This window comes from Rhodopseudomonas sp. G2_2311 (assembly GCF_047501505.1).
Taxonomy (GTDB): Bacteria; Pseudomonadota; Alphaproteobacteria; order Rhizobiales; family Xanthobacteraceae; genus Rhodopseudomonas; species Rhodopseudomonas palustris_H.
On record NZ_JAZDRK010000024.1, the window covers coordinates 19844 to 46685 of the forward strand.

Here is a 26842-nt window from a genome sequence, read left to right on the forward strand (position 1 = left end):
GAACGTCCCCGACGCGCTGAGGTTTCATCGCGCCGCGAACAGTCGTTGGCGTCAGCTGCGCTCGGCGGCTTCAGCGCGTGACGGCGCCGCGCGCTCCGCGACCGCATCCGCCAGCAGCTCGATTTCGGCCGCGATGGTGTCCGCATGGGCATGATGCGCCATATGGCCGGCGCCGTTGAGCCGCAGCAGCCGTGCCTGCGGCACCGCCTGGGCCAGCGCTTCGGCGTGGACCTGCGGCGGCACCACGGGATCGGCGGTACCTGCGACGATCACGGTCGGCACCTGGATGCCGCCATAGCGCGGCACATGGTCGATCAGCTGATCGCGCAGCCCGGCATATTCTTCGAGGCTGGCGGCGAACCGCTTGGCGGTCAGCGCCAGCGCCAGCCGGCTGCGCTCAGCGTAATCCGCCGGTGGCGTCTCGGGACGGAAGATCCGCGCCGAAATCCGTTTCATCATCGCCAGCGACAGTGGCGGCAGCAGCGTGTAGGTGACCAGCGGCTTCATCAGCAGTTCGGCGGCACGCTGGAACAGCGGCAGACCCTGCGGCCGCGGATGGGTGGTCGGATTGATCAGGACCAGCCCGGCGACGGTATCGGGATTGTCCAGCGCATAGCGCAGTGCGATCAGGCCGCCGAACGAATGCCCGACCACGATCAGCGGGCCGGCGTTGCGATCGCGAAGCACTTCGCGGATCAGCGTCACCTGATAGGCCGGCGAGGCGACTGGACCGGTGCCGGTGACGCTATAGCCCTGGCCGGGGCGGTCCGGAATGATCACCCGCAGCCGCTGCGCCAGCCGCTCGCCGAGCGACATCCGCATGTCTTCACAGCACAGATTGGCGCCGTGCAGCAGCAATACGGTCGGCTGGCCGGAACCGGCGGGGCGGGCAGGCGCAAGATCAAGCGCGTGCATCCGCACGCCGTTGGCATTGATGAACACGCCGCGGGGCGGGTAGCGCGCTTCCAGCCGGCGCGCCAGCCGGCACGACACCCAGCCCGCCGCCGTGAACAGCACGACGACGCTCAGCACCAGCAAGATCAACGTCGTCATCGTATCCTTCGGCCATAGGCAATCGGCCGCGGACGACTCCGCAGCGGCAGGCGAAATTGAGCACGCGGACGTGTGGTCGCAATTGATCTTTCGCAATGGCTGCCCAACGGTCCGGGGATAGGTCTCGCCAGGGCGATCGACCGCGGACCATCATGTTGCAGAAAGTCGAGCAAATCGACACGCCGCGGCCCAATCTGGCGGTGCGCTGGGCGGGCGGGTTGTGGCGTCATAAATGGCCGGTGCTTGGCATCGCCCTCGTCCTGATCGCGGCAGGTCTCGGGCTTGCCCGGTTGCTGCTCGGGCCCGAAGTGGTGGCGGCGCTGGTCCAGCGCGGCAATCTGGTCCAGACCGTGGTTGCCAGCGGCCATATCGAAACACCTTACCGCGTCGAAATCGCCAGCCAGATCACCGGCACCGTCAAGGACGTGCTGGTCAAGGAGGGCGAGCAGGTGCATCAGGGCCAGCAGCTCGTCGCGATCGAGGCGTCGGAGCTGCAGGCCTCGGTGGTCCAGGCAGAGGGTGCCGTGGCGCAGGCGCGGGCGCGGGTGCGCCAGCTTCGCGAGCTGACCAAGCCGGCGGCCGACGAAGCATTGAAGCAGGCGCAGGCCAATTTGCTGAATGCCGAGGCGACTTACGAGCGCGCCTCCAAGCTCGCCGCCTCCGGCTACGGCACCAAGGCGACGCTCGACGACGCCACCAAAAATCTCGACGTCGCGCGTACCCAGGTGCGCACCGCGGAGCTGCAGGTGTTCACCACCAGTCCCGGCGGCAGCGACTTCGTGATGGCCGAGACCCAGCTCAGCCAGGCGCTTGCCAATCTCAACACCGCGCAGGCGCGGCTCGGCTACGCCACCATCGTGGCGCCGCGCGACGGCGTGCTGATCACCCGCAATGTCGAGCGCGGCACCGTGGTGCAGCCCGGCAAGGCGCTGCTGGTGCTGGCGCCGGCCGGCGACGTCCAGATCGTGGTGCAGATCGACGAGAAGAATCTCGGCCAGCTCGCTCTCGGCCAGCACGCGGTCGCTTCTGCCGACGCCTATCCAGACAAACGCTTCTCCGCCGTGCTGAGCTACATCAATCCGTCGGTCGACATCAATCGCGCTTCGGTCGAGGTCAAGCTCAAGGTCGACGATCCGCCGGATTATCTGCGGCAGGACATGACGGTGTCGGTCGATATCGCCACTGCGGAGCGCAACGACGTGGTGATCGTGCCGGCGCGCGCTGTGCATGATGCTGCGACATCCCCGTTCGTGCTGACGACCGAGAACGGCCGTGCCGTGGTGCGCAAGGTCAAGCTCGGCCTGCGCGGCGTCGGCTTCTACGAAGTGCTCGACGGTCTCAGCCCCGGCGAGCCGGTGATCCCGCTCACCGCAGGCGTCAAAGCCGGGCAACGCATCCGGGTGGTGGTGCCGTGAAGCGCTGGGTGCCGTTCGAGTGGATCGCCGCGGCGCGGTTTCTGCTCGACGGCGCGGTGCAGACGCTGGTGATCGTCGGCGGCATCGCGATCGGCGTCGGCGTCATCGTTTTCATGTCGGCGATGCTGGCCGGGCTGCAGGCCAATTTCATCAAGCGGGTGCTGACTTCGGTGCCGCAGATCCAACTGATCCCGCCTGACCAGGTAGCGCGGCCGCTGCGTGACGCGCCCGGCACCTTCGAGGGCGCCACCGTGCAGCGCCCGACGCAGCGGGTGATTTCGATCAACCAATGGCCGAAGATCCGCGCCGAGATGCAGGCGAGGCCGGACGTGATCAACGCCGCCGCCACCGCGTCCGGCTCGGCGCTGGCCCTGCGCGGCGACACCAGCCGGGCGGTGACGCTGAACGGCATCGAGCCGGAGATCTATTTCAAGATCGTCAAGGTGCCCGACTACATCGTCGCCGGCAGCGCGAAGATCACCACCGAGGGCATCGTGGTCGGCACCGAGCTGGCGCGGGACCTCGGCGCTTCGCTCGGCGACAAGATCATCGTCTCGACCCCGCTCGCCGGCAATCGCGTGCTGACCATCAACGGCATCTTCGATTTCGGCAACAAGGCCGCCAACCAGCGCACCACCTATGTCACGCTGCGCAATGCCCAGAGCATGCTCGGGCTGCTCGGCGGCGTCACCTCGATCGACCTCACCGTCAACGACATCTACGCGGCCGAAGACATCGCCCAGGAGATCCAGGCGACGTTGCCGGTGGAGGCCGACAGCTGGATCAAAACCAACGCGCAATTCTTTACTGCGGTGCAGGCGCAGAAGAATTCCAACACGCTGATCCGGCTGTTCGTGGGATTGTCGGTGGCATTCGGCATCGCCGCCGTGCTGATCGTGTCGGTGATCCAGCGCTCCAAGGATATCGGCATTCTGCGGGCGATGGGTACCCGGCGCGAGCAGATCCTGCAGGTGTTCCTGATCCAGGGCGGGCTGCTCGCCTTCGTCGGTTCGCTGATCGGCTCCGGGCTCGGCGCGCTGGCACTGATCGTGTGGCATCGCCTGGCCCGGCAGGTCGACGGTAGCGAGCTGTTTCCGCTGATCCTCGATCCCGATCTGTTCGTCTGGGCCTCGGTGCTCGCGACCGCGACCGGCGTTGCGGCGGCGATCGCACCGGCGCTGCGCGCCGCAAGGCTCGATCCGGTGGTGGCGATCCGTGGCTGACGTCCTCAACCTCGACGGGATCCGCAAATCCTACAACGTCGGCACGCCGGTCGAAACCGAAGTGTTGCACGGCATCGACCTGACGATGCAGCGCGGGGACTTCCTGGCGCTGATGGGGCCGTCCGGATCGGGCAAGTCAACGCTGCTGAACATCATCGGTCTGCTGGACCGGCCGACCGGCGGACGGCTGCTGATCAATGGGGAAGACACCGGTCGGCTCAGCGATTCCGCGCTCACGCATCTGCGCGGCCACGCCATAGGCTTCGTGTTCCAGTATCACTATCTGATCTCGGCCTTCACCGCGCGAGAGAACGTGATGATGCCGATGCTGGTCGATCGCGGTCGCCCAGATACTGCGATGGAAAAGCGCGCCGACGAACTGCTCGACCGCGTCGGCCTTTCCAAATGGCGCAACAATAGCGCCACCAACATGTCCGGCGGCCAGCAGCAACGTGTCGCGGTTGCGCGGGCTCTGGCGATGGACCCGGATCTCGTGCTGGCCGATGAGCCGACCGGCAATCTCGACACCAAATCCGCCAACGACGTGTTCGAGCTGATGCGCCAGATCAACCGCGAACGCGGCACGACCTTTCTGCTCGTCACCCACAATGACGACCTCGCCGAACGCTGCGACCGCATCGTCCGGGTGGTGGATGGCAATATTGCGGGGTAGGGCTGATCGAGCGGCTGCGTAGCGCAAGCCCAAAAGCGTGATGCGCGAGCTCGGTTCGAGCCCGCGCATCCGTCAATCGCTACAGTCTTAGTTAGTTCGTGACCCGGGCTTCGAGCACGTCGCCGAACATCTCCCAGCGGTCGCCCTTGAAGCGCATCAGCTGCATCTGCTCGATCGGGAAATGATCGGTGGGCGAGGTGTTCATGGTGATGCCGGGCAGCAGCGAGGACGGCGCGTAGCCCTTCAGGCTGGTCGCGACCTTCATGATGTTCTCACGCGTCAGATTATCGCCGGCCTGCTTCAGGATGTATTCCAGCGTCTGCGCGGCGCCGTAGGAATACAGCAGCAGACCGTTGGAGCGATCGGAGCCCGGCATGTATTTCTCGAGGAAGGCGTCCCACTCCTTCACGCCCGGATCGTCCTTCCAGGTCGGATCGGTCGGATCCTTGACGTAGCTCGCGGTGATCGCATCCTGAGCAAATTCCATCCCGGCCGGTTTGATCACCGCACCGACCGACGACGAGACGTTGTTCAGAACGTGCACCGGCTTCCAGCCGAGTTCGCCCATCTTCCGGATCGCCAGCGCGGCGAATTTCGGCGTGGAGAGATTGAGGAACAGGTCGGCGCCCGAGGCTTTGAGCTTCGCCATCTGCGAATCGATCGTCGGGTCGGTGATGTCGTAGGTCGCCTCGGAGATGATCATCGAGGTCTTGGCGCCGAACCCGTCCTTGACGCCCTTATAGATGTCCTTGCCGTAATCGTCGTTGGCCACCAGCACGGCGATTTTGGCGTTGGGATAGGTCGCCATGATCCACTTCGCGTAGATACGACCCTCAGCCTGATACGGCGGATTGAACGGCATGGTCCAGGGGTAGGTCTTCGGATCGTCGCCGAACCGGGTGCCGCCGCTCGACAGCATCAGCTGCGGCACTTTCTTCTGGTTCAGATACTTCATGACGGCCGTGTTCGATGGCGTGCCCAGCGTATGGTAGAGGAACAGCACCTCGTCGCCTTCGACCAGCTTGCGGGTCTGCTCCACCGCCTTCGGCGGCGAGTAGGCGTCATCGTACGAAATGAAATTGATCTTGCGGCCGTTGATGCCGCCCTTTTCGTTCAGCATCTTGACGTAGGCGCTCTGGACTTGGCCGACGATGCCGTAAGCCGACGCCGGGCCGCTGTACGGCACGAAATTCCCGACCTTGATCTCGGTGTCACTGGCGCCGGGGCCGTAAGATTTCTGCGCAAGCGCAACGCCGGGTGCGAACAACGACGTCGCCGCGACAACGGCCGCAAGTCCGAAGAGTCTCATCTGTTTCCATCCCATTTTCTTGGCGCGATCTGTTCGATCGTCACGGCGGCGATACTAGACGCCCGCAGGTGGAGCGCGCAATCCCGATCACGTGGACCGATCAGCGCATCTGACTGAGCACTCTGGGAGGACGATGCAATCAAGATGCGAGGAATGATTCATCGAATTGCTTTGTGCGGAATTTGGGGGCGGCCATTTTGTGCCAGTAAGGAAGCTGGTCTCGCTCGCGCTGATAGCTCCATGGGAACTGCCGCCACCAAGCCGGCCGCCTACGTGTCCGCGATCTGAATTCTCTGTCGCGAATGGCGGGTAGTTACGGGATGCGGAGAGCAGACTGAAGTTCGGCTAATTCAGGGGGCTTGCGCCAAGCTATCTCGGCCGTTCGGCTCCGATAAGCCATGTGTTGTGAATTACTTATGACGTGCAGATCCGGTCGCTTTTGAGGAAAGACTTTCCGACCGGTCGCACGAAATTTCCCCGTAGAAGAATGGGGTCACTTGTCGATGTTGTTGATTTGCTTGAGGTGCGGTTCTGGTGCGCGCCTTGCAGAGCTCTTTGGGTTGCGTGGAAATCGACGCGCAGACACCGATCAGGGAGCTCCTTATGGGATCACTTGGTGCATTGTGGACGGCGACCACGGGCCTGCAGGCTCAGTCCGCCGCTTTTGAGAACATCTCGGGCAATGTCGCCAATTCGCAGACAACTGCATTCAAGGCGACCAATACGGCGTTCTCCGACCTGATCTATCCGCCGCAGGTCTCGGATACCGTCTTATGGCGTTCAGTCCTGACCAACAATCAGCAGGGATCGATCAGCTATGATCCGGTGAGTACCCATATGGCGATCGGCGGGGAGGGGTATTTCACGGTCGAGGCCCCGTCGGGGGTGAGCGGAGGCGGCCAGCCGACGTTCAGTACCAGCGAGACCACCTATACGCGACGCGGCGATTTCGATCTCAAGAACGGCTATCTCGTCAACGGCGCGGGTTACTACCTGATGGGGTCGCAAATTGATCCCGTCACCGGCGCCGTGGGCAGCCTGGCGCCGCTTCGGTTCGATACCAGTACGGAAGTGCCAAATCTCGGCGTTCTGCAGAGCCTGTCGGTCAGCTCATCCGGCAAGCTGCAAGGCACCTATTCCAAGGGGCAGACGGTCGACGTTGCTTCGCTTTCGATAGCCAGCTTCGCCGGCGAAGGCTTTATGAAGCAGGGCAGCGGCGGAACATTCTCGCCGACGCCTCAATCCGGCCCGGCCCTTTACGTCAATTCCGGCACGGTGGTGGGAAGTGCGCTGGAGGCGTCGAATGTGGACATTGCGGATCAGATGACCACGATGGTTCAAGCGCAGCAGGCCTATTCGGCATGCACACGAGTCGTGACCGCATCGAACGAGATGATGCTGACGATGACCAGCCTCACCATCTGATCTGGCGGCGACGCGGGGCCGACTTAAGGCCCGTTTGCTGGCGCTGGCGTCCCAGCCGCGTCGGACGATCACCGGCGATCAACCGGCCGATCGTGATAACGGCCGGTCAAGTTCTCGGCATTTGCTCGTGCTATGGGGTCGGTTGAGCTTTGCACCGCTCATTAGTTCACGAAACGGCGGCGCCGATCAGCGCAAGCCGCCGCGCGAAGTACATTCGGCTCTGCAGAAGGAACGGTCGGGTGAGACGCAACTCGGATGTGGCGGGACTGCGCAGGAGGAGGCCTCGAAGTTCTGCTTTTGACCGGAGGGCTGCATAGTGCGCGCGTGAGATGCTGGTCTGTCGCGCCAGCAATTTGAGTGACGGTGTCGAAACGATCCCACAGGAGGCGTGCTCTCGAGCCTCCGTCAAGACACTCAGCAACCAGGCTTCGCCGCCGACGGCATGGACCAGCCAATCCAGCGGGCCCAGGCGGAGGAAGGTTGCCGGAGCTGCGCGAACAGCCTCGCCCAGCGCTGCTCGTGCGGCGTGGTGATTGGCGGTGATCGAGGTGCATTCGAACAGCGCATTGAGCAGTCCGCGAAGCCAGTCGTCGAGGAAATCCAGGAGCCAACTGTTAGGCGCGAGCAGTCGTGTCCTGCCGTCGCGCGGATCTCCACAGGCCCTCACGTCGCCCAGATGGATCAAGGTTTGGATCGTCGCATGAACGCGGCAATGGCTGGCGAGGCCGAGCGACTGTGCGGCGTCGGCGATCGCCGCGGCCCTCGCTGATCCGCAATGGGCCGCGATCAGCAGGGCGACCGCAAAGCCCCCAGCATCGGATAAGACGCGCCAGCGCAGTCCGTAGGTCGCCGCACGTGACATCTCCTGCGCGTGCAAGTCTTCGATCGCCAGATCGAGCTCTGGAGCACGGAGCAGCCGCGCGTAGAGACGCGCCGCCGTCGGCAACCGGGGTGTCTTTTGCTGAGCTTCGCGTTCGGACTGAATATTTGCACTCCCATCAGGGCGAGAGGTCTGAAAGAAATACAACTGTAAGTTGTTTTTCTCAAGAGGACATATCGAGCCCCCCGGGGGAGCTGCGCTCGCCGTCCAAGGCTCTGCCGCCTCGGCCGCCGCGCTCACACACCCTTTCAGTGTCAACGGCATCGTCGGATCGCGCTCGGCGCGGCCCTGCCGTTGCACGTCAAAACAAGGATCCCGCCCTATGACTGAGCCGGCACTGAAACAGATGTCATCTGACCGTTTGCGAGGCCGTACCGTTGGGGCGCGTATTCGCCGTGGAGCTGCGGTGCTGACCTGCTCCGTGGCGCTGGCAATCGCAGTCGGGTTTTCACAGGTGCCGGTGCGGGCGGCCGATGAAGCCCTGACCGCAGAGCAAATCGCAGATTTCGAATCCAAGCTTGCGCAGGCGCGCGAAGCGCAGACCGATGCGACCAAGCGACTGGGCTGCCTGGATCAGCAGGATCAGCAACTGGTCATCAAACGGGACCAGGACCAACTCCGCCTTGGTGAACTCGTCCGGCGCAAGAATGAGGTGGAGGCGACGCTGATCCGCCAGAGGGCCGAGTACGACAGCTACAAGGCGGAATTCGATCAAGCAAACCAGCGTTTTGGTGAAGCGAGAAACCGGCTTCACCAGCTTCAACAGATTGAGGAGGCGAAACAGGCGGCACTGCGCAAATGCTCCGCCGAATTCGGTTTCCTCGGCTTCCTGTGCGTCCCGGCCTTGAAGACCGCTGAGTTGATCGGTGCGATTCCCGAGACCGAAAAATTGGTCGCGGAGGAGTCGCGGCGACTGGCGGATGCCGCCGCCGCCAGAGATGCGGCAGCTTCGCGCTACCGCGAAAGCGAGGCTGCATTTGCCGCCAGCGATGTTGCCGCGGCGACGGCCAATAAGGAGATCAAGGCCGCCGAAGCCTCCATCAGCGCGCTCGACAAAGCACTCGCAGCTCTGAGGCCGAGCATCCTCGACAACAAAAAGCTGCTGGACGAATTCGCCGATGCCTTGAACGAAGCCAAAGCCGTCGACACCGCGGACGGCCGCGGCAGGACCGCGCGGAGAGTTCGTGATTTGGCGAAGCGCGTCGTCACGGCGCTGCAAGGCGCCAACACGCTGCTCGCCAGCTCGAAAGCGGCGCTCGCCCAATACCAGCTCACCGCCTGCTTCTAGTGCTGCCTCACGATCGATTCACCCGCCTCGTCAGGAGATTGAAATGCCCGATCCGGTCGCCTTTGAAAGTCGTGCCGCTCGCATCGCCGGTGCGATCGAATCGAAAGTCAAAAAGATGCGCGCCGTCACGCCGCTCTCACTCCCGGACCGAAACAGTCCGCTGGTCAAAGACTATGTCGACAAGATCGAGGGGACCTACGACGTCAGCCGCGCCAGAGTCGATACCGACAACGCGATCGACCTTCTGTATATCGCCTACAACACGACCCCGCAGGAGGAAGGCGCCATCCGCGTCAAGATCTCCGGGATCATGGACAAGCTGATCGTCGCGCAGGGTGACAGCGAGAGGACGATGGGCGACGCGATGCGTACAGCCGACAACGTCGTCAGTCTCTTGAATGCAGCGTTCCCCGATTGGCTCGACGCCAAGGAAACCGGGGCGGCCGATTCGATCAAAGCATTTGCCGAGAAAGACCTGCGGGAGTTGGCGAATGACATCAAGGCGAAGGCCACAGCGATCAAAGTGAAGCTGCTGGCGGTCGCCGCCACCTACGACCAGATCATCGCCGACACTGCGGCTGCATCGCAGGACAGTGAGAAGGCGCTCGGCAGCCGACTCAAGGACCAACAAGTGATCCAGAAGGAGATTGCCGAAGCCCAGGCCGATCGCGATCAAGTGGATTCGCTGGTCAAGGACCTTCAGGAGGAGGCGCGGAAGTTCGAGGCCAAGGCGCGCGACTACGAGAGCCGCGCCAACACGGCCGAACAGCGCGCCTTCATCATGCAGATCGTCAAGATCGGTGCTCAGGTTCTGTCGGCTGCGATTCCGCCGATCGCGATGATTGCCGGCGCCGCGGCGACCGGCGGCACGTCGCTCATCGCCGGCGCCGCACTGGGAGCGGCCGCGCCGAAGCCGAGCGAGCCGGCCAAGCCCGATGCCACCGCCGAAGTGATCAAGACCAAGACGGAGATCTCGGAGAAGAAGAAAGAGCTCGACCTCGCCGAGAAGAAGACCGCGGAAAGCAAAGAAAAGGTCGAGGGGCTGCGCAAGGATCTGCAGAAGGCGCAGGAAGCCGACGGGAAGCCCGCCGAGACCGATCCGGCGAAAGAGACTGTCACCCAACCGGGCGATGGGCAGGAGGTCAAAGCTCTGAAAGAGCGGCTGACGACGGCCAAGACCGAGCTGGCCTCGGACGAAAAGAAATACCAGACGCTGCTGGGCGCGCTGTCCGGTCTGCAGGCGTCACTGAGCGCGCTCGCGTCGGGCCTCGGAGAGTTGTCGCAGGAGCAAAAGGATCAGGCGGCGGGGCTGCGCGAGGCCCAGATGCGGATGCTGGACAAGGCAGAAGCCTACGAAAAGGAGCGGCGAGAACAGGCCGCCAAGCTGGTCAAGATCAATGCACTGCTGAAGGGCAAGCGCACCCAGGAGGAAACCATCCAGCTCGCCGTCAAGTCGCTCAACATCAGCATTAGCGCTCTGAAGCGGACGAAGGAAATCATCGAAGAGATCGCGTTCTTCTTCAAATCGTTCGCCGACTTCATGGAGCAGGTCGGCGAGGAAGCGAACAGTCGCCTCGAGTTAATCGACAGGGTCGCCGCAAGCTCGACGATCGGTAAGAATCGTCTCGAGCTTCTCGTCCGTTCGACGGATGAATTCTTCATCTGCCAGAGCGGTGAGTGGCACGCGGCATGGCTGGTGTCCGAGACGTTCAATGCGAGCTTTGCCGGCGGCCGCAAGAAGCTCAACGAGCTCAGCGGCAATTACATCACCGGCGATCAGCTTGCAGCGTATCTGCAAAAGGCCGCTGTGCAGCTCAAGCAGATCGCCGACGCCCGCCAGGCCGCAGCGCAGGCGCGCCTGGTCGACCTCGAACACTATCGCAAGATCCTGCGCGATGACGCGACCGGCGGTGATCTCAAGACCGCCTGATCCGCGGAGGGTGCAGCGTGAGGTTCAGGACGCGCGAGCCTCACGCTGCCACCGGTCCCGCGCGTCGAGCATGAACCGAGATGGAGAGACACCATGAACAATATCCGCATTGCGTTGCTGGCAGCGACCATGGCCGTCATCGCGACTGCCGCCGCGGCCCAGACGCCGGTCAAGACGGGAATTGTCGTCCGCGGCGTGAACGGCGATCTACCGCGAACCTGCGACTTCTCGCGCGAAGAGGTCGATCAGAGTGGGCGCATGACCGGCGCCAGTGTCCAGTGCAAGAAGGAGGGGACCTTGAGGGAGGTGCTGGCACACTTGCCGGCAACGTTTAACGCGTATTGCCAGGTAAGGGCTGCGGACCTCGGTGGCGCGCGGCTGATCACAGCGCCTCTCGCTGATAATCTCGAGCACTGCGATCTGTCGGCGATCACGCCGAAGGATGCGCAACGCAGGTTCGGCGCTGCCGTGCAGCGCTGAGCATCAAGTGCAGGTTGGCGGTCGACCTGTGGGGATCGCCAACCTGCCGCGCTTTGCGAATTTCACTCACCGCGCCTGCGGCGTGGTCCGGTCTTCGGCTTTGAAATACTTGCGGGCGTGGGCGACGATTTGGCCGTCGCTGGGGTGATCGACGGTTTCGACCGCGGCGATCTTGGCTTTCAGGGCCGGGTTGTGATCGGCGATGTATTTTTCCAGCGCGTGCTTGGTCTGCGCCGGGCCGACGATCAACACGATGCCGGCGTCGGCGATCGCTTCCATCGCGGCGTGGAGGAAATGCTCGTCGACCGGCTCTTGGCCGGAGCCGACCGCGCGGTGATGGTGGACGTGCCGGTTCGGATTGTCGGCGTGCACCACGAGCTTGTCGGCGTCGGACGGATTGAAGTGAAACACCCGCGCTTCGCGATGGTCGATCCAGATCACGGCGTGGAAATGGGGGCTGGTCATAGGGCGGTCTCCCGGCTTCTGGCGCGGCACACAGGCAACAACGATCGCGGCCGCACGGCGAAGCCGAGATTACGGTCCGCCTCGGCGTCTCGGCTTGATCGGCCGCAACTTTGGCCCGAAGCGCGGCCGGCGGTCAGCCGGCGTGGCGTATCCGGCGGCCCTCGATCGGGTAGGCCGGGTCGTTGTAGCCGGGCGTGGAGGGATGGCCGCTCGCCACCAGGCTGTCGATCAGCGCCTCGTCCTCGGCGGTGAAGCGGTAGTCGAGCGCTCGGACATAATCGTCCCATTGCTGTTCGGTGCGCGGGCCGGCGATCACCGAGGTCACCAGCGCGTTGTTCAGCACCCAGCCGACCGCAAACTGGATGGCGGTGGCGCACTTGGCTTCGGCGTGGGCGCGGATCTGCTGCGCCAGCTTCAGCGACTCGGGCCGCCATTCGGTCTGCAGCATCCGCTTGTCGGCGCGGCCGGCGCGGCTGTCTTTGTCCGGCTGCGCGTCGGGCGCGTATTTGCCGGTCAGGACGCCGCGCGCCAGCGGCGAATAGGGGACGATCCCGAGGCCGTAGAAGCCGCAGGCCGGGATGTGCTCGACCTCCGGCATCCGGTTCATGGCGTTGTAATACGGCTGGCTGACCACGGGGCGGTCGATGCCGAGGCGGTCGCAGATGTTGCAGATCTCGGCGACGCGCCAGGCACGATAATTCGATACGCCGAAATAGCGGATCTTGCCGGCACGGATCAGATCGCCGATTGCCCGTACCGTTTCATCGAGCGGCGTCGCATGGTCTTCGCGGTGCAGATAATAGATGTCGATCCAGTCGGTGCCGAGGCGCTTTAAGCTGTCGTCGGCGGCCTGCAGCACACGGCGGCGCGACAGCCCGGCGCGATTCGGGCCGTCGCCCATCGGATTGGCGACCTTGGTGGCGAGGATCCAGTGCTCCCGATGCGCCGCGATCGCGCGGCCGACCACCTGTTCGGAGCCGCCGGTCGAATAGACGTCGGCCGTGTCGATGAAATTGATCCCGGCGTCGCGCGCCTTGTCGATGATCCGCGCCGAGGTCGGTTCGTCAGCGGCGCCGCCGAACATCATCGTGCCGAGGCACAGCGGCGAAACCTTCAGGCCGCTACGGCCGAGCGAACGATAGTCCATGGGGCTTTCCTTCGAGATCATTTTAGACGCGGCAATGCAGGCGGCGACCGCCGCATTTCAGATCATAACCGCCCGCGGCCGTCATTGCGAGGAGCGAAGCGACGAAGCAATCCACCGCGGAGCACTGGGCTGGATTGCTTCGCTTCGCTCGCAATGACGGAGAGAGGCATCGAGACTCTCGCTGCCTTCGAAGTCAGTGCCCGCTACTTCTTCACCAGCGGGCAGGCAGGATCGGGTGGGCCGAACGCAGCGTCGCCGGGGATGTGAGCCAGGATCTTGTAATAGTCCCACGGATATTTCGATTCCTCCGGGGTCTTCACCTGCACCAGCATCAGGTCGTGGACCATCAGCCCATCCTCGCGCAGCTTGCCGCCGCGGGCAAAGAAGTCGTTGACCGGTTTCTCCCGCATCTTGGCCGCGACCTTCAGGGGATCGTCGGTGCCGGCGTCCTTGATCGCCTGCAGGTAATGCATGGTCGCCGAATACACGCCGGCCTGCCACATCGTCGGCATCCGGTTCATCTTGGCGAAATAGCGCTTCGACCATTCGCGGGTCTTGTCGTCCATGTCCCAATAGAACGACGTCGTCAGCAGCAGTCCCTGCGCGGTGGGCAGGCCCAGCGAATGCACGTCGGTGATCAGCGCCAGCAGCGCCGCCATCTGCTGGCCGCCCTTGAAGATGCCGAACTCGCCGCCGGTCTTGATCTCGTTGACGTTGTTGGGTGGGCCGGCCGCAATGCCGATGATCTTGGCTTTCGAGGCCTGCGCCTGCAGCACGAACGACGACACGTCCGAGGTCGCAAACGGCGGCCGCACCGAGCCGAGCACCTTGCCGCCCGTTTTGGTGACCATCGCGGCGGCGTCTTTCTCCAGCGATTGGCCGAAGGCGTAGTCGTCGGTGATGAAGAACCAGGTGTCGCCGCCGCGCTTCACCACCTCCTGCGCGGTGCCGACGGCGAGCGCGTGGGTGTCGAACACCCATTGCATCGTGTAGGGGCTGCAGAACTTGCCGTGGAAGTCCGCCGCGCCGGTCGATTGGGTGATGAACAACCGCTTCTTCTCATTGGCGATGTTCTGGACGGCGAGGCCGACGGCGGAGACCGGCACGTCGAGGATCAGGTCGACCTGCTCGACGTCGTACCAGCGCCGCGCCAGCGTGGCGCCGATGTCCGGTTTGAGCTGATGGTCGCCGACGATCACCTGGATCGGCTTGCCGAGCACGGTGCCGCCGAAATCGTCCACCGCCATTTGGGCTGCTGTGACAGAGCCCTGGCCGGTGGGCGTCGAGGCAGGGCCGTTCATGTCGGTGAGGACGCCGAGCTTGACGACGTCGTCGGAGACTTGCGCGCGGGCGATGGACGATGACAGCAGCGCAGCCGTCATCATCGCCGCCGCGATCGATCTGGCGATCATTCGTTTCTCCCTTGTTCCGGCTCTGCGGCCGTGTTGTGATTAAGAAACTTACACCATTCTGCCGCCACCGCAATTTACCGGCGGCGCGACGACCAGGGGCCGATGTTCGCAATACTGGGGTTGGGGTTTCTGCTCGGGATGCAGCATGCGCTCGAGGTCGATCACATCGCCGCGGTGTCTACGATCGCAGCGCGGCGCAGCGGCGCCGGCGATATCGTCAAGCACGGATTGACCTGGGGCCTCGGCCACACGCTGACGCTGTTCCTGTTCGCAGGCATTGCGCTGGTAATCGGCCAATCGATCCCCGAGCGGATCGCCGAGCCGCTGGAAGGCGCGGTCGGCTTCATGCTGGTGGCGCTCGGCGGGCATCTGCTGTGGCGGCTGTGGCGCGACCGCGTCCATGTTCATGTCCATCAGCACGGCGATGGTGTCCGCCACCTCCATCTGCACAGCCACGCCGACCGGCTCAGCCATGACGCGCCCAGTGCACATCGGCATGAGCACGGCTTTCGCTGGCGGACGCTGCTGGTCGGCCTGATGCACGGCATGGCCGGTTCGGCGGCGCTGTTGGTGCTGGCGGTGTCGCAAGCGCCGAGCCCGGCACAGGGGCTGCTTTACGTTGCGCTGTTCGGGCTGGGCTCGATGGTCGGGATGGCTGCGCTGTCGGCGGTGATCGCGGTGCCGGTGGTGATCTCGGCGCGCTCGCTGACGACCGCTAACCGCCTGCTCCAGGGCGCGGTCGGTATTCTCACCATCGCGATCGGACTATCCACCATCCGCGCGACGCTGCTCGCTTAGAACCACCAAAGCGCCAAGGCGGCGCCATGTCAGGCGATCTTGCGCAGCGTCTCAGCTGGGGGGAGATGGGTCTCGGGCGGTGGCTCCGGCGCAGGCTCGTACACCGCGTAGCGATCCTTGCCGAGCTTCTTGGCATTGTACAGCGCGACATCCGCCGCCGCGATCAGCCGCTCGGGATGCAGGCCAATCTGCGAGGTCCACTGCGCGACACCGATCGATGCGGCGATCTTGATCCCAGCCTCGCCGCGCTCCGACACGGCGCGGCTCTCGTCCAGGATGTAGCGGGCGATCATCGCGCCTTCGCGCAGCGTCGTCCCCGGCATCACCACGCAGAACTCGTCGCCGCCGGCACGGGCCAGCAGATCGCCGGGGCGCAGCCGCGACTGCGCGGCCCGCGAGAACCGACGCAGGCATTCGTCGCCGGCCGCGTGGCCATGACCGTCGTTGATCGCCTTGAAGCCGTCGAGGTCGATCGCCAGCACGGCGAACGGCTCGCCGGTGCTCATCGAGATCGTGCACTGCTCCGACATCCGCTGCAGCAGATGCCGGCGGTTGGAGACGCCGGTGAGGTCGTCGAGCAGTGCCAGATTTTCAACTTCCGAGCGCAGCCGGTCGATCGCCATCAGTAGGAAGGCGAAATTCCATGTCATCGACAGGAATACCAGGGCCAGCACCAGTCCGGCCTGGAAGTCGTTGAAGTGAACCAGCGAGAGTTCGCCGCCGACGCCCATCATCGCCGCGATCGAGCGCACCACATAGACCGTTACGATCAGGCTGGCGATCACGCCCGCCATCCGTGCGCCCGGGTTGCGCCGCCCCACCTTGGAAATGACCAGCGGCAGCGTTAGGGCAGTCGGGATCAGCTGTGCCATCGAGTACACCACGATCCGCATCGCCATTGAGTCGACGACAAAGATGAAGAAGCTCAGCCCAGCCGCGACTCCACCGGTGACGATGAACGCCATCGTCCACGGCACGCGGCGGCCGTAGAACTCGTACATGCCCATCGCGGACAAACAGCAGGCGAAGACCACCAGTGTGCCGCCGCCGATCAGCGAGAGTTCGACATTGATCACGAGGCGGAGCATGCCGACGACCGCGCCCGTCGCGAGCACGAAGCAGGCTGCCGTCATGTAACGGGCGGGCGTGAAGTTCGGATAGTTGCGAGTGACGTGGACCCACACCAGGCCCAGCGAAACGAAATTGATCAGGAAGACGATCCAGAGCGTCGGCATGCTCAACATGCGTGCCTCCACTCGATGGAGGCCACCCAACCTCCGATTGTTATCTGTCGCCTGCCCATGACTACTCCCAAAGTTGAGCGGAGGGTGCGCCGCGAGCGTTTAACGGAATCTGATCATGCTTCGCAAAAATACGAGTTGGTTTTGAAACGGTGAACGGCGCCGCACCATTGCGTGACAGCGGCTGTTCACTCGCCATTAACGATGCGAATTGCGCGAAATAAGCGAACAATTGTGGATAACAACGCGAAATATCTTCGTCAGCCGATAGAAGCGGCAGCGAATCTGTTCCGATCAAAACGGAGGCGGTTGCAAGATCGGCGAGCCCGGTCCCGTCTCGCGTGGCGTTAGTATCCATCAGCTCGAGAGGACGAGATGGCGAAGAAAGCCAAGAAGGCGAAGACCGTCGCCAAGGCCAAGAAGGCCAAGACGGTGAAGAAGGCCGCCAAGAAGGTCACGAAGAAGGCGACGAAGAAGGCCGCCAAGAAAGCGACGAAGAAGGCGACCAAGAAGACCGTGAAGAAGGCCAAGACGGCGAAGAAAGCCAAGAAGGCCAAGAAGTAACTGCCACGGAGGCGCCCCGCCGGGGCGCCTCCGCCGGCCGCCAACGGCATCGGCGGCCAGAGCGGCAGTCCGAGGCAGAGCGGCCCTGCGGCTGGCGGACTTGCCCGGCCGCAGTTTTGGGGGCATAGCCGGCTTCAAATGTGGCTGCCGCTCTTATAGGGTCCCGCCGACGTTCCGGGCACCCCGCCGCCCCAACCCCCAAGACCGATGAAGATCACCCAAGCGTTCCGCTTCGAAGCCGCCCATTATTTGCCCAACGTGCCGGAAACCCACCGCTGCAAGCGGATGCATGGGCATTCCTATCGGGTCGAACTGCAGCTCAGCGGGCCGATTAATCCGGTGACCGGCTTTGTGCTGGACTTTTTCGAGATCGAGGCCGCGTTCGGGCCGCTGTTGAAGCGGCTCGACCATTACTGTCTCAACGAGGTCGAGGGGCTGGAAAATCCGACCGCCGAGAACATCGCGATCTGGATCTGGCGCCGCACCAAGCCGGAGCTGCCGCAGCTTTGCGGCGTGCGGGTGTACGAAACTTCGGATTGCTGGGCCGATTACGCCGGCGAGGACGACTAACGTCACGGGCGGCTCAGAGGCCGCCCACCCAGATAGGTCCGCGGGAGGCGAGGACCGAGGCGCCGGTCAGGCGCGCACCGCCGCCGTCTTGTTGCGGTCTGCTGCGGTTTCCTGCTCCCAGCGCAGGATGGTCGCATACAGGTTCTGGAATTTGCTCGCGGTCTCGCCGTCGAACATCGGATCCTTGCGATCGTCGATCCGCGCGTCGATCTTCGCCCAGTCTTCCGGAGTCAGCGTTTCGAGCGCGGCCGGGAACAGCAGCTGTTCTTCCTTCAGCATGTGGCGGCGCTGGTGCTCGATGAAGTCGCGCGCCGCAGCGTGGAAGGTCTGACGCGGCAATTCCTGATCGGCCAGCACATCGTCCACCACCTTGGCGAAGTTTGCGAGGCGGTCGACTTCCAGCTCGTGCTCTTTCTCGATGTCACCGACCGTACCGGCGACCGCGGGATTGCGCTCCTTCAGGATGCGATAGACGACGTCTTCCTTCGGGTGGTGACAGGCTTCCGGGTACTCCTTGAAGTACTGAATAATCGCCTGGAAGATTTCGTAGTCGGGTCGCTCGCGGCGATCGAAGACGCTGAGCTCTTGTTCGAGCACGTCGAGCAGGCGCGCGATGTTGCGGTGCTCGTCGTTCAGCAATTCAATGATTCGTGACATGGCCGACCTCGATGTCGCTATCCGCAAATACGCAGCGATTTGCGGCAAACCTTCGCGACCGCAAAATACGTCCAATCGATCGCCAATCCTTGCGTTAGATCAACTGGACGCACGCGGCTACCAGTCGCAACCGCGCTGCTGTTACAACGCGGTGCGGCGCAGGCGGAGCGCGTTGCCGATCACGCTGACCGATGACAGCGACATCGCGGCTGCGGCGATAATCGGCGACAACAGCAGGCCGAAACTCGGGTATAGAATGCCGGCCGCGATCGGAATGCCGGCGGAGTTGTACACGAAGGCAAAGAACAGATTCTGCCGGATGTTGCGCATTGTCGCTTGCGATAGTTTGCGGGCGCGAACGATGCCGCCGAGATCGCCCTTGAGCAGGGTAACGCCGGCGCTTTCCATCGCCACGTCGGTCCCGGTTCCCATCGCGATGCCGACATCGGCGGCCGCCAGCGCCGGGGCATCGTTGACGCCATCGCCGGCCATCGCAACGATGCGGCCCTGCTGCCGCAGCTTCTCGACAACCGCGCTCTTCTGATCCGGCAGGACCTCGGCTTCGACGTCGGCGATCCCGAGCTTGCGGGCGACCGCGTTCGCGGTGACGCGGTTGTCACCGGTCAGCATGATCACCTTGATGCCGTCGGCGGCGAGCGCCTTCAAGGCTTCAGGCGTCGAGGGCTTCACAGCGTCGGCAATGGCGAACAGGCCGGCGAGACGGCCGTCGATCGCGACATGCACCACGGTGTCGCCGTCGCCGCGCAGTTGCTCGGTCTTGGCCGCGAGCGAAGCTGTGTCGATACCGAGCGAGGCGAGATACGCCCGGTTGCCGATCACTACCGTCCGGCCTGCGACCGTGCCGGTCGCACCCTTACCGGTGGGGGCGTCGAAACCCGTGACGTCGGCGAGATCGAGGTTGCGCTGCTTGGCGGCGCGGACGATAGCGTCGGCGAGCGGATGCTCACTGGCGCGCTCGACGCTGGCGGCAAGCCGCAAGAGCTCGGCTTCATCCGTTCCGTCCGCGGTCACGATCGCCACCACGCTCGGCCGGCCCTCGGTGAGTGTGCCGGTCTTGTCGATCACCAGGGTGTCGACGTTCTCCATCCGCTCCAGCGCCTCGGCATTGCGGATCAGCACACCGGCCTGCGCGCCGCGGCCGACGCCGACCATGATCGACATTGGGGTCGCGAGGCCGAGCGCGCACGGGCAGGCGATGATCAGCACGCTGACGGCGGCGACCAGTGCAAAGGTCAGTCGCGGTTCCGGACCAAAGGTGGCCCAGGCCGCAAAGGCGACGATGGCGGCGAGCAGCACCGCCGGCACGAACCAGCCGGCGACCAGATCGGCGACGCGCTGGATCGGCGCGCGCGAGCGCTGGGCCTGCGCCACCATCTGCACGATGCGCGACAGCATGGTGTCGCGGCCGACCTGATCGGCGCGCATCACGAAGCCGCCGGATTGGTTCAGCGTGCCCGCCACCACCTTGCCGCCGGTCCCACGGCTCACCGGCATCGACTCGCCGGTCACCAGCGACTCATCCAGCGTGCCGCGGCCCTCGATGATGGTGCCGTCGACCGGCACCTTTTCGCCGGGACGCACACGCAGCCTGTCGCCGACGCTGAGACTATCGATCTCGACCTCGTTCTCGCCGCCATCGGCCTCGATCTTGCGGGCGGTCTTCGGCGCGAGCCCGAGCAAGGCCTTGATGGCGCCGGAGGTGGCTTCACGTGCGCGCAGTTCGAGCACCTGTCCGAGCAGGACCAGCACGGTGATCACGGCGGCGGCTTCGAAATACACCGGCACGGTGCCGCCATGGCCGCGGAAGGCGGGCGGGAATAGCTGCGGCGCGACGGTCGCCACCAGGCTGTAGATGTACGCGACGCCGGTGCCCATCGCGACCAGGGTGAACATGTTGAGGTTGCGCGTCACCACCGACTGCCAGCCGCGCACGAAGAACGGCCAGCCGGCCCACAGCACGACAGGCGTCGCCGAGACGAGCTGAATCCAGTTCGACAGCGCCGGATCGATCAGGCCATGGCCCCCGACGAGATGACCGCCCATCTCGAGCACAACAGCCGGCAACGCCAGCACGAGGCCGATCCAGAACCGGCGCGTCATGTCGACGAGCTCGGGGTTTGGCGCGTCATCGAGTGACACCAGCTCCGGCTCGAGCGCCATGCCGCAGATCGGGCAGGTGCCCGGGCCGACCTGGCGGATCTGCGGATCCATCGGGCAGGTGTAGATGGTGCCTTCCGGCACATCGGCGGCCGGCTTGGCCTTGCTCTTGTCCAGATACGACACCGGGTCGGCGGCGAACTTGGTTTGGCAGGCTTCGCGGCAGAAGTGATAGGTCGTGCCCTTGTAGGCAAAGTGATGCTTGCTGGTGGCGGGATCGACCTTCATGCCGCACACCGGGTCGATCACCTTGCCGTCGTCAGCGGGGGCGCCGTGATGATGGTCGGCGTGGTCGTGCGCACCGCCGCAACAGGACGAGCTGGCCGCCTTGGCCAGATAACGCTGCGGATCGGCCGCGAACTTCGTCCGGCAACCGCCGCAGCAGAAGTGATAGGTGGTGCCGTCGTGCTCGAAGCTGTGCTTGCTGGTCGCGACGTCGACGGTCATGCCGCAGACCGGATCGATTGCTTTCGCTTCAGGCGCTGCGTGATGATGCGCGTGGTCACCACCGCCGCAGCATGAGGACTTCGCCGGAATCTCCGTTAGTTGATGCAGCTTCGGGGCTGCCTTCGGCGGCAGCGTGAAGGGCTGGGCGGCCTTCGCCAGCACGCCGGCCGGATCGGCCGCGAAGGTGTCGCGGCAGCCGCCGCAGCAGAAATAGTAGGTCTGGCCGTCGTGATCGAAGCGATGCTGTGCGGTCGCGGTGTCAACCGTCATGCCGCAGACCGGATCGGTCGCCGTTGTCGCGGCGGGCGCCGAAGCGCTCGCTGTTCCTCCGCAGCAGGACGAGGTTGCGGGCGCATTCGCCCCTCCAGAACCGCAGCAGCCCGTGTTCTTGACAGAGGCGTCGTGCCCCGCATGTTCCGCGTCGCGCATTGCGTCACCCTGGCGCTTGTAACCCATACCGTGTAGGGGTATATATCCGGCATGCACAAAGACATCAAGGCGTCGTGTCAAAAACGGCTGGGGCGGATCGAGGGGCAGGTGCGCGGCATCTCCAAGATGGTGGAGGAGGGGCGCTACTGCATCGACATCGTCACCCAGATCTCAGCGGTCCGCGCCGCGTTGCGGCGGGTGGAGGAGGAAGTGCTGAAGGATCACGTCGCGCATTGCGTCGAGCACGCGATCGCCACCGGTGACAAAGCCGATCAGCGCCAGAAGATCGCGGAACTGATGGACGTGATCCAGCGCTCCGGCCGCTGAACCGGAGGAGTGAGTCGGCGGGGTCTGCGCTCAGCGACGCTGCGCGGTGGTCGTCGTCGATGTCCCGAACAGCGAAGTCTTCACCGCGCTGAAGCCGGCTGAGAGCTGAGTCAGACCGCAGGACACCGGATCATTGCTGCCGCAGGCGTAGCGCTGCGTCTCCGCCCCGCGTTTCCGCTCGGCCCGCTTCTTCTCAGCGCGTGGGCGGGACTTATCGCCCGCGACACGAGGCTTATCGGCAGCGGCACGGGGCTTGTCGGCAACAACGCGGGGCTTCGGCAGTGGCGGTGGTGGCTCGGTGGCCGTCGTCTGTTGTTGCAGGGCGGCGATCTGCTGTTGTTTGGCGGTGAACGCCGCCACGATCATCTGGCGGCGGCGTTCGTCGAGGAACGCGGTGTACTCCTCGTCGATCTTCCGCAGCTCGGCGGCCGTCGGGTTCGGGCCGGCGATATCGAAGCTGCGGTTCTGCATGAAGTCGAAATAGGTGTAGCCGCCGCCGGGTTTGCGCCGGCCGGCGAACTTGGCGTCGCACTGAGTTTGCAGCGCCGCCTTGGTGTCCTGGGTCGCCGCCTTGGTCTCGCCCTTGGCGATGCAGTCCTCGTAATCGACCGGCTCTTTGTTCGGCCACCACTGTGCCTGGGCACGCGTCGCCGGTGCCGCGATCCCGATCAGGATCGCGAGCTGAAGCACTCCGAGATGGCTCACTCCGGTCATGCCTGTCCCGCGGCTTGGGTAGCGGCGCATTATTCCGGATTCCGCCGGGGACGAGGCGGTTTGTCAAGGCGCCGGGGCGGTGCTGAGGGCGGAATACACGTGCAAATTAACTCACATGAAATTCGACATTGACCTGGCCGGAGCCGCTGGAGGGGAAATAATCGCATAATGGCTCGGCTTCGCCGGTGTAATCGTCCCACCCGAGCGCCGCGAACAGCATCACGGTATCGGCCATGCCGCCTTCGCCGTTACATTTGATCGCGTAGTCCGGGAGCATCGCGGTGAATTCTCGGTAACGCCGCTCCTGCCAGAGCTGCAGCACCCGCAGGTCGACCTGACGGTTGAACTCACTGGCGATGGTGGTCCAGGCATCGGGGCCGAGATCCTTGTTCGGCCATAGCCGGTGCGACAGCGAGCCCGAAGCAAGGATCGCAACGCGTTCGTCGGAGGCATCGATTGCGCCGCGGGTCGCTTCACCGAGCGCGCGACTCTCCTCGATCGAGGTGAACAATGGCGAAGCGATCGAGACGACCTTCGCCCAGCCGTCGGGATTGAGATAGTGCATCGGCACGATGGTGCCGTATTCGAGCCCGAGCGTCGGCACCTGATGCGCCAGGACTTTCAGTCCGCGGCTCTGTGCCTCGACGGCGATCGCCTGCGCCAACGCCGGATCGCCCGGCAGGTCGTAGCGCAGGTCCTGGATCATGTGCGGCGCCTCGTGGCTGGTGAACGAGCCGCGGTGCTGCACATTGGCGTTGATGTGATAGCCGAAGTTCGACAGCCAATGCGTGTCGAACACCACGAAGGTTGTGACTTCGCGTTCCCTTGCGCGGCGGCCGAGTTCGCGAAGCGCCGCGACGGCGTCCGCGCGCGCCTGCCGCAGCGGACTGTCGGAGGCCTCCGACAGCATCAGTGAGGGGACGTGACTGACCTTTGCCGCGAGCACCAGCTTGCCCATCTTGCAACTCCCGAGTCGTGCTGGTGCTATTCGGCGTCGGCGAATTCTCTCTGGTGCAGCCACGCGGTGTGGCGCGGCGGCTTCTTGGTCACAGCCCATTCGTCGACCATCGCATGGGCGACGCTCTTCATCCGGGAGAGCTGTTCCGGCGTCGCGGTCCAGGTCGCGACTTCGAGCCTGTGGCCGCTGGGGTCACGGAAGTAGATCGACTTGAAGATGGTGTGATCGGTCGGACCGACGACCTCGAGCCCTTCGGCTTCGGCGCGCTGCTTCGCTGCTAGCAGCGTGTCGATGTCGTCGACCTGAAACGCGATGTGCTGCACCCAGTCCGGCGTATTGGGGTCGCGGCCCATCGGCGGCGAGTTCGGCAGCTCGAAGAACGCCAGGATGTTGCCGGCGCCGGCATCGAGGAAGATGTGCATGTAGGGATCGGGCGCCTTGGTCGACGGCACCTTGTCCTCGGCGATCGCGCCGATCAGCTCCATTCCCATCACCCGCCCGTAGAACGCGACGGTTTCCTTGGCGTCCTTGCAGCGATAGGCGACGTGATGGATCTGCTGGATTTGCATGATGTCCTCCCGATTGTTTTGTGCATTTGATCCGCATTGGATCAAACCAGCCTGTCGGGAGGTTGACGTGGATCAACGATCCAGCCGCCGGCGTAACAGCCGCCGGCCGGCGAGCTTGGCGTCGGCAGGGGCCGGCGCGAGGCAGTCAGGAGGGATTAGGCCGCGCGGTTATCCGCCAGCACCGACTCGGCGTGCTCAATATGCTCGAGCTCCGAGAGCTTGGTGGTGGTCTTGCCCCGGCACGACCACGAGATCTGCGCTTCGTCACCATTGATCGACAGGATGATGCCGGTGGCGCCGCCCTGGGTCGTGACTTCATCGCCGACCGAGAACGTTTCGTTGGCGAGTGCGGCTTCCAACGCGGCACGGAGGCAGAACAATTCGTTGCCGTTGGCGGCGCGGAATGCGGCGGCGGCCTTGGCAACCATGTCGTCGGTGACTTTGAGTTTGTGGGCCATTGCACGTACCTCGATTGGTTCGATCGTGGAGGGCTGCGACGTTGCCGACCCGCACGGGAAGAACCACGCGGCGATTAGGCTGCTAGATGTGGTATTTTCCGTTAAAGATGCAGCTCCGTAAGGATACTGATGACTGCTAGAATTACCGTCGGCGGTAATAATCCACCCAACTGCGAAATTGCAATTGAGCTGCATCAAAACGACAAACGCGCGCCGAAGCGCGCGTTTTCGTGTTTGGTAAAACTGTAAGGTCGGTCAGACCGCGATCGAGTGCCGGACCGACGAGTTGCGCAGGTAGGTGTCGAACACCGACGCCACCACGCGCGATAGCCGGACGCCTTCCGGCGTCAGCGTCACCTTGCTGCCATTGCACACCACGGCGCCGTCGCGCTGCAGTTCGGCGAGCGACTCCTGCTCCGGCGCGTACCAGTCATCGGCACAGCCGAACGCCTTGCCGGCGGCGGCCAGATCGACCTTGCCGTCGCACATGATGCGTTCGATCACGTGGGCGCGCAGATTGTCCTGCTGGGTCAGGGCGTGACCACGCGCCACCGGAATCTTGCCGGCCTCGACCGCGCGCGCCCAGGCGCCGGTCTCGCTGATGTTCTGCACGTAGCCACTCGGGGTGCGACCGATCGAGGTGGCGCCGAGCCCGATCAGGGTTTGCGCCGCATCGGCAGTGTAGCCCTGGAAGTTGCGGTGCAGCTCGCCGGTCTTCGCGGCGACCGCCAGCGAGTCGCCCGGCAGAGCGAAGTGGTCGATGCCGATGCGGACGTAGCCGCCCTTGACCAGCGCTTCCGCAGCGGTGTCCGCCTGGGTCGCGCGCAGCTCCGGCTTCGGCAGCGACTCGTCCGGGATCATTCGCTGGTTCTTGGCGACCCACGGCACGTGGGCGTAGCCGAACAGCGCGACCCGGTCGGGCTTCATCTCGACGCACTGTTCGACGGTGCGGCGCAGGTCTTCGGCGGTCTGATAGGGCAGGCCGTAGATCAGGTCGAAATTGATGCGATTGACGCCGGCGGATTTGAACAGCTGCATCGCGCGCGCGACCATTTCCGGCGGCTGGACGCGGTTGATCGCTTCCTGCACCTTCGGGTCGAATTCCTGCACGCCGAAGCTGGCGCGGGTGAAGCCGAGCTCGCCGATCTTGGCGGCCATGTCTTCGGTCAGCGTACGGGGATCGCTCTCGATCGCGATCTCAGCGTCCGGCAGGAATTCGAAGCGCTCGCGCAGCAGCGTCATCAGCGCGCCGAGATCCTGCGGATCGATCACCGTCGGCGTGCCGCCGCCAAAATGCAGATGGCGCACCGGCATCGTGCCGGGCAGGGCGTCGGCGACCAGATCGATTTCGTCGATCAGGTGTTCGACGTAGTCGGCGACCGGGTCGTACTTCGCCGCAAGCTTCATGTTGCAACCGCAGTACCAGCACATCTGCTTGCAGAACGGTACGTGCAGATACAGCGAGACCGGTTCGTCGGTATCGAGCTGAGCGAGCCAGCCGCGATAGATCGACTCCGGGAAGTCCTTCGCGAAATGCGGCGCGGTGGGATAGCTGGTGTAGCGCGGCACCGAGCTCTTGGCGTATTTGTCGAGGGCAGACGACATCGTCGTGATCTCTCTGATCGCCCGCGGATCAACGCGCGGAAAGGGTTTCTGATTGGCCTGCGATCGGCTCTGATCGCCTGCTGGCGTAAATGTTGGCGGCGTCGGGGATCGAGGTCCAATCCGCCACGAAGCGACAGCAATTGTCGCCATGTGCTCCGCACGCCGTCTCGGTCACTCGTGTATAGGGCGACACCAGCGACTGGAATAGCCGTTGAAATACGGAGGCGTGCCAGACGCAGACATTGTGATCGGCGTGTTCGCCAGCGCACAACGGATTGGCGGCGATTTCGAACGTCACGGTCTTGCCGGCGTGCGCGGAGAATTTGCCGGAACCCGCGAAGGTCCAGGCGTGCGCGGTGATCGCTTTCGTCAGCATCTTGGCTGCGATCGAGGCCGGCATGATCTTCAGCACCGCCTGCGCGAGCTTCGGAATCCGGTTGGCCAGAATGTAATCGCCGGTGCGCAATCCCGCGTCGGCGAGAACCTCCGCGGCCTGCTGCTGCGGCAGCACGCGGCGCACCGCCTGATGGATTGCTGCCACGGGGCGTTCATCGACCATCGCGGACGGCGGTGGGGGGGGGCCGGGGGGCCGCGCCCCCCCCGGCTACAAAAACATAGCCGGCCGCG

Annotated in this window: 27 protein-coding genes; 11 read left to right on the forward strand and 16 right to left on the reverse strand. The window is 64.3% G+C overall.

The annotated features are described in order from the left end of the window. Nucleotides 1-51 precede the first annotated feature (51 nt). A complete protein-coding gene (locus VRZ08_RS22135; RefSeq protein WP_414533920.1) occupies nt 52-1053 on the reverse strand; it encodes an alpha/beta fold hydrolase in 1002 nt (333 codons plus the stop codon). 152 nt (nt 1054-1205) lie between these two features. Here VRZ08_RS22135 and VRZ08_RS22140 point away from each other — a divergent pair, with 152 nt between their 5' ends. The 3 genes from VRZ08_RS22140 to VRZ08_RS22150 are packed head-to-tail and all read left to right on the forward strand — an operon-like array spanning nt 1206 to nt 4364. Further along, on the forward strand, nt 1206-2468 hold the full coding sequence (locus VRZ08_RS22140; RefSeq protein ID WP_107354830.1) for an efflux RND transporter periplasmic adaptor subunit: 1263 nt from the start codon (nt 1206-1208) through the stop codon (nt 2466-2468). After that, nucleotides 2465-3691, forward strand: a complete 1227-nt coding sequence (locus VRZ08_RS22145; RefSeq protein WP_414533921.1) for an ABC transporter permease — start codon at nt 2465-2467, stop codon at nt 3689-3691. The genes VRZ08_RS22140 and VRZ08_RS22145 overlap by 4 nt, the downstream gene beginning before the upstream one ends. Continuing rightward, the gene (locus tag VRZ08_RS22150) at nt 3684-4364 is read left to right on the forward strand and encodes an ABC transporter ATP-binding protein (protein ID WP_414533922.1); all 681 of its coding nucleotides are present in this window, start codon (nt 3684-3686) and stop codon (nt 4362-4364) included. Before VRZ08_RS22145 ends, VRZ08_RS22150 begins: the two co-directional genes overlap by 8 nt. A 91-nt stretch (nt 4365-4455) precedes the next feature. Here VRZ08_RS22150 and VRZ08_RS22155 read toward each other — a convergent pair whose 3' ends face one another. Then, nucleotides 4456-5673, reverse strand: a complete 1218-nt coding sequence (locus tag VRZ08_RS22155; protein WP_263991121.1) for an ABC transporter substrate-binding protein — start codon at nt 5671-5673, stop codon at nt 4456-4458. A 603-nt stretch (nt 5674-6276) separates the two neighbouring features. Between VRZ08_RS22155 and VRZ08_RS22160 the strand changes: the two genes are divergently transcribed. Beyond that, nucleotides 6277-7098 (forward strand): flagellar hook basal-body protein, encoded by an 822-nt coding sequence (locus VRZ08_RS22160; protein ID WP_414533923.1) that lies wholly within the window; start codon nt 6277-6279, stop codon nt 7096-7098. A 166-nt stretch (nt 7099-7264) separates the two neighbouring features. Here VRZ08_RS22160 and VRZ08_RS22165 read toward each other — a convergent pair whose 3' ends face one another. After that, nucleotides 7265-8242: a hypothetical protein gene (locus VRZ08_RS22165; RefSeq protein WP_414533924.1), complete on the reverse strand. Its 978-nt coding sequence runs from the start codon at nt 8240-8242 to the stop codon at nt 7265-7267. 58 nt (nt 8243-8300) lie between these two features. On the opposite strand from VRZ08_RS22165, the gene VRZ08_RS22170 reads away from it, so the two are divergent. The 3 genes from VRZ08_RS22170 (at nt 8301) to VRZ08_RS22180 (ending at nt 11676) form a co-directional block, all read left to right on the forward strand. Further along, on the forward strand, nt 8301-9266 hold the full coding sequence (locus VRZ08_RS22170; protein ID WP_414533925.1) for a hypothetical protein: 966 nt from the start codon (nt 8301-8303) through the stop codon (nt 9264-9266). A gap of 43 nt (nt 9267-9309) precedes the next feature. Then, complete coding sequence (locus tag VRZ08_RS22175) at nt 9310-11196, forward strand: tyrosyl-tRNA deacylase (RefSeq protein WP_414533926.1); 1887 nt, start codon at nt 9310-9312, stop codon at nt 11194-11196. A 93-nt stretch (nt 11197-11289) separates the two neighbouring features. After that, complete coding sequence (locus tag VRZ08_RS22180) at nt 11290-11676, forward strand: protein rhiC (RefSeq protein WP_414533927.1); 387 nt, start codon at nt 11290-11292, stop codon at nt 11674-11676. Nucleotides 11677-11742: 66 nt separating this feature from the next. On the opposite strand, the gene VRZ08_RS22185 is transcribed toward VRZ08_RS22180, so the two are convergent. The 3 genes from VRZ08_RS22185 to VRZ08_RS22195 all read right to left on the reverse strand — a co-directional run bounded on the left by VRZ08_RS22185 (nt 11743) and on the right by VRZ08_RS22195 (nt 14700). Next, nucleotides 11743-12141 carry a translational machinery protein gene (locus tag VRZ08_RS22185; protein WP_414533928.1) on the reverse strand — a complete coding sequence of 133 codons (399 nt, stop codon included), beginning with the start codon at nt 12139-12141 and terminating at the stop codon, nt 11743-11745. 133 nt (nt 12142-12274) lie between these two features. Continuing rightward, nucleotides 12275-13288: an aldo/keto reductase gene (locus VRZ08_RS22190; protein ID WP_414533929.1), complete on the reverse strand. Its 1014-nt coding sequence runs from the start codon at nt 13286-13288 to the stop codon at nt 12275-12277. A gap of 203 nt (nt 13289-13491) precedes the next feature. Continuing rightward, complete coding sequence (locus VRZ08_RS22195) at nt 13492-14700, reverse strand: ABC transporter substrate-binding protein (RefSeq protein WP_414533930.1); 1209 nt, start codon at nt 14698-14700, stop codon at nt 13492-13494. A 102-nt stretch (nt 14701-14802) separates the two neighbouring features. Between VRZ08_RS22195 and VRZ08_RS22200 the strand changes: the two genes are divergently transcribed. After that, on the forward strand, nt 14803-15498 hold the full coding sequence (locus VRZ08_RS22200; protein WP_414533931.1) for a sulfite exporter TauE/SafE family protein: 696 nt from the start codon (nt 14803-14805) through the stop codon (nt 15496-15498). A 29-nt stretch (nt 15499-15527) separates the two neighbouring features. On the opposite strand, the gene VRZ08_RS22205 is transcribed toward VRZ08_RS22200, so the two are convergent. Both VRZ08_RS22205 and VRZ08_RS22210 read right to left on the reverse strand, forming a co-directional pair. Further along, the gene (locus VRZ08_RS22205) at nt 15528-16742 is read right to left on the reverse strand and encodes a GGDEF domain-containing protein (RefSeq protein ID WP_414533932.1); all 1215 of its coding nucleotides are present in this window, start codon (nt 16740-16742) and stop codon (nt 15528-15530) included. Between the two features lie 61 nt (nt 16743-16803). Then, nucleotides 16804-17097: a hypothetical protein gene (locus VRZ08_RS22210; protein WP_264054855.1), complete on the reverse strand. Its 294-nt coding sequence runs from the start codon at nt 17095-17097 to the stop codon at nt 16804-16806. Nucleotides 17098-17114: 17 nt separating this feature from the next. Here VRZ08_RS22210 and VRZ08_RS22215 point away from each other — a divergent pair, with 17 nt between their 5' ends. Further along, nucleotides 17115-17303, forward strand: coding sequence for a histone (locus tag VRZ08_RS22215; protein ID WP_107343646.1), 189 nt, complete (start codon nt 17115-17117; stop codon nt 17301-17303). Nucleotides 17304-17510: 207 nt separating this feature from the next. Then, nucleotides 17511-17873, forward strand: a complete 363-nt coding sequence (gene queD, locus VRZ08_RS22220) for a 6-carboxytetrahydropterin synthase QueD (protein WP_011157217.1) — start codon at nt 17511-17513, stop codon at nt 17871-17873. 66 nt (nt 17874-17939) lie between these two features. Here queD and VRZ08_RS22225 read toward each other — a convergent pair whose 3' ends face one another. Both VRZ08_RS22225 and VRZ08_RS22230 read right to left on the reverse strand, forming a co-directional pair. Further along, nucleotides 17940-18530, reverse strand: coding sequence for a hemerythrin domain-containing protein (locus VRZ08_RS22225; RefSeq protein ID WP_107354844.1), 591 nt, complete (start codon nt 18528-18530; stop codon nt 17940-17942). Nucleotides 18531-18671: 141 nt separating this feature from the next. Then, entirely contained in the window at nt 18672-21584 is a 2913-nt protein-coding gene (locus VRZ08_RS22230) for a heavy metal translocating P-type ATPase (protein WP_414533933.1), read from the reverse strand. A 51-nt stretch (nt 21585-21635) separates the two neighbouring features. Here VRZ08_RS22230 and VRZ08_RS22235 point away from each other — a divergent pair, with 51 nt between their 5' ends. Continuing rightward, the gene (locus VRZ08_RS22235) at nt 21636-21911 is read left to right on the forward strand and encodes a metal-sensitive transcriptional regulator (RefSeq protein WP_414533934.1); all 276 of its coding nucleotides are present in this window, start codon (nt 21636-21638) and stop codon (nt 21909-21911) included. A gap of 30 nt (nt 21912-21941) precedes the next feature. Here the strand turns inward: VRZ08_RS22235 and VRZ08_RS22240 are convergent, their stop codons facing one another. The 6 genes from VRZ08_RS22240 to bchJ form a co-directional block, all read right to left on the reverse strand. Beyond that, nucleotides 21942-22625 (reverse strand): hypothetical protein, encoded by a 684-nt coding sequence (locus VRZ08_RS22240; protein ID WP_414533935.1) that lies wholly within the window; start codon nt 22623-22625, stop codon nt 21942-21944. 106 nt (nt 22626-22731) lie between these two features. Continuing rightward, the gene (hpaD, locus tag VRZ08_RS22245) at nt 22732-23583 is read right to left on the reverse strand and encodes a 3,4-dihydroxyphenylacetate 2,3-dioxygenase (RefSeq protein ID WP_264076036.1); all 852 of its coding nucleotides are present in this window, start codon (nt 23581-23583) and stop codon (nt 22732-22734) included. 26 nt (nt 23584-23609) lie between these two features. Continuing rightward, nucleotides 23610-24152 carry a VOC family protein gene (locus tag VRZ08_RS22250; RefSeq protein WP_414533936.1) on the reverse strand — a complete coding sequence of 181 codons (543 nt, stop codon included), beginning with the start codon at nt 24150-24152 and terminating at the stop codon, nt 23610-23612. A 155-nt stretch (nt 24153-24307) separates the two neighbouring features. Then, nucleotides 24308-24610, reverse strand: a complete 303-nt coding sequence (locus VRZ08_RS22255; protein ID WP_107354848.1) for a preprotein translocase subunit YajC — start codon at nt 24608-24610, stop codon at nt 24308-24310. 255 nt (nt 24611-24865) lie between these two features. Further along, nucleotides 24866-26215 (reverse strand): oxygen-independent coproporphyrinogen III oxidase, encoded by a 1350-nt coding sequence (gene hemN, locus VRZ08_RS22260; protein WP_264076038.1) that lies wholly within the window; start codon nt 26213-26215, stop codon nt 24866-24868. Between the two features lie 28 nt (nt 26216-26243). Further along, nucleotides 26244-26774, reverse strand: coding sequence for a bacteriochlorophyll 4-vinyl reductase (gene bchJ / locus VRZ08_RS22265; RefSeq protein WP_414533937.1), 531 nt, complete (start codon nt 26772-26774; stop codon nt 26244-26246). Between the last annotated feature and the right edge of the window lie 68 nt (nt 26775-26842).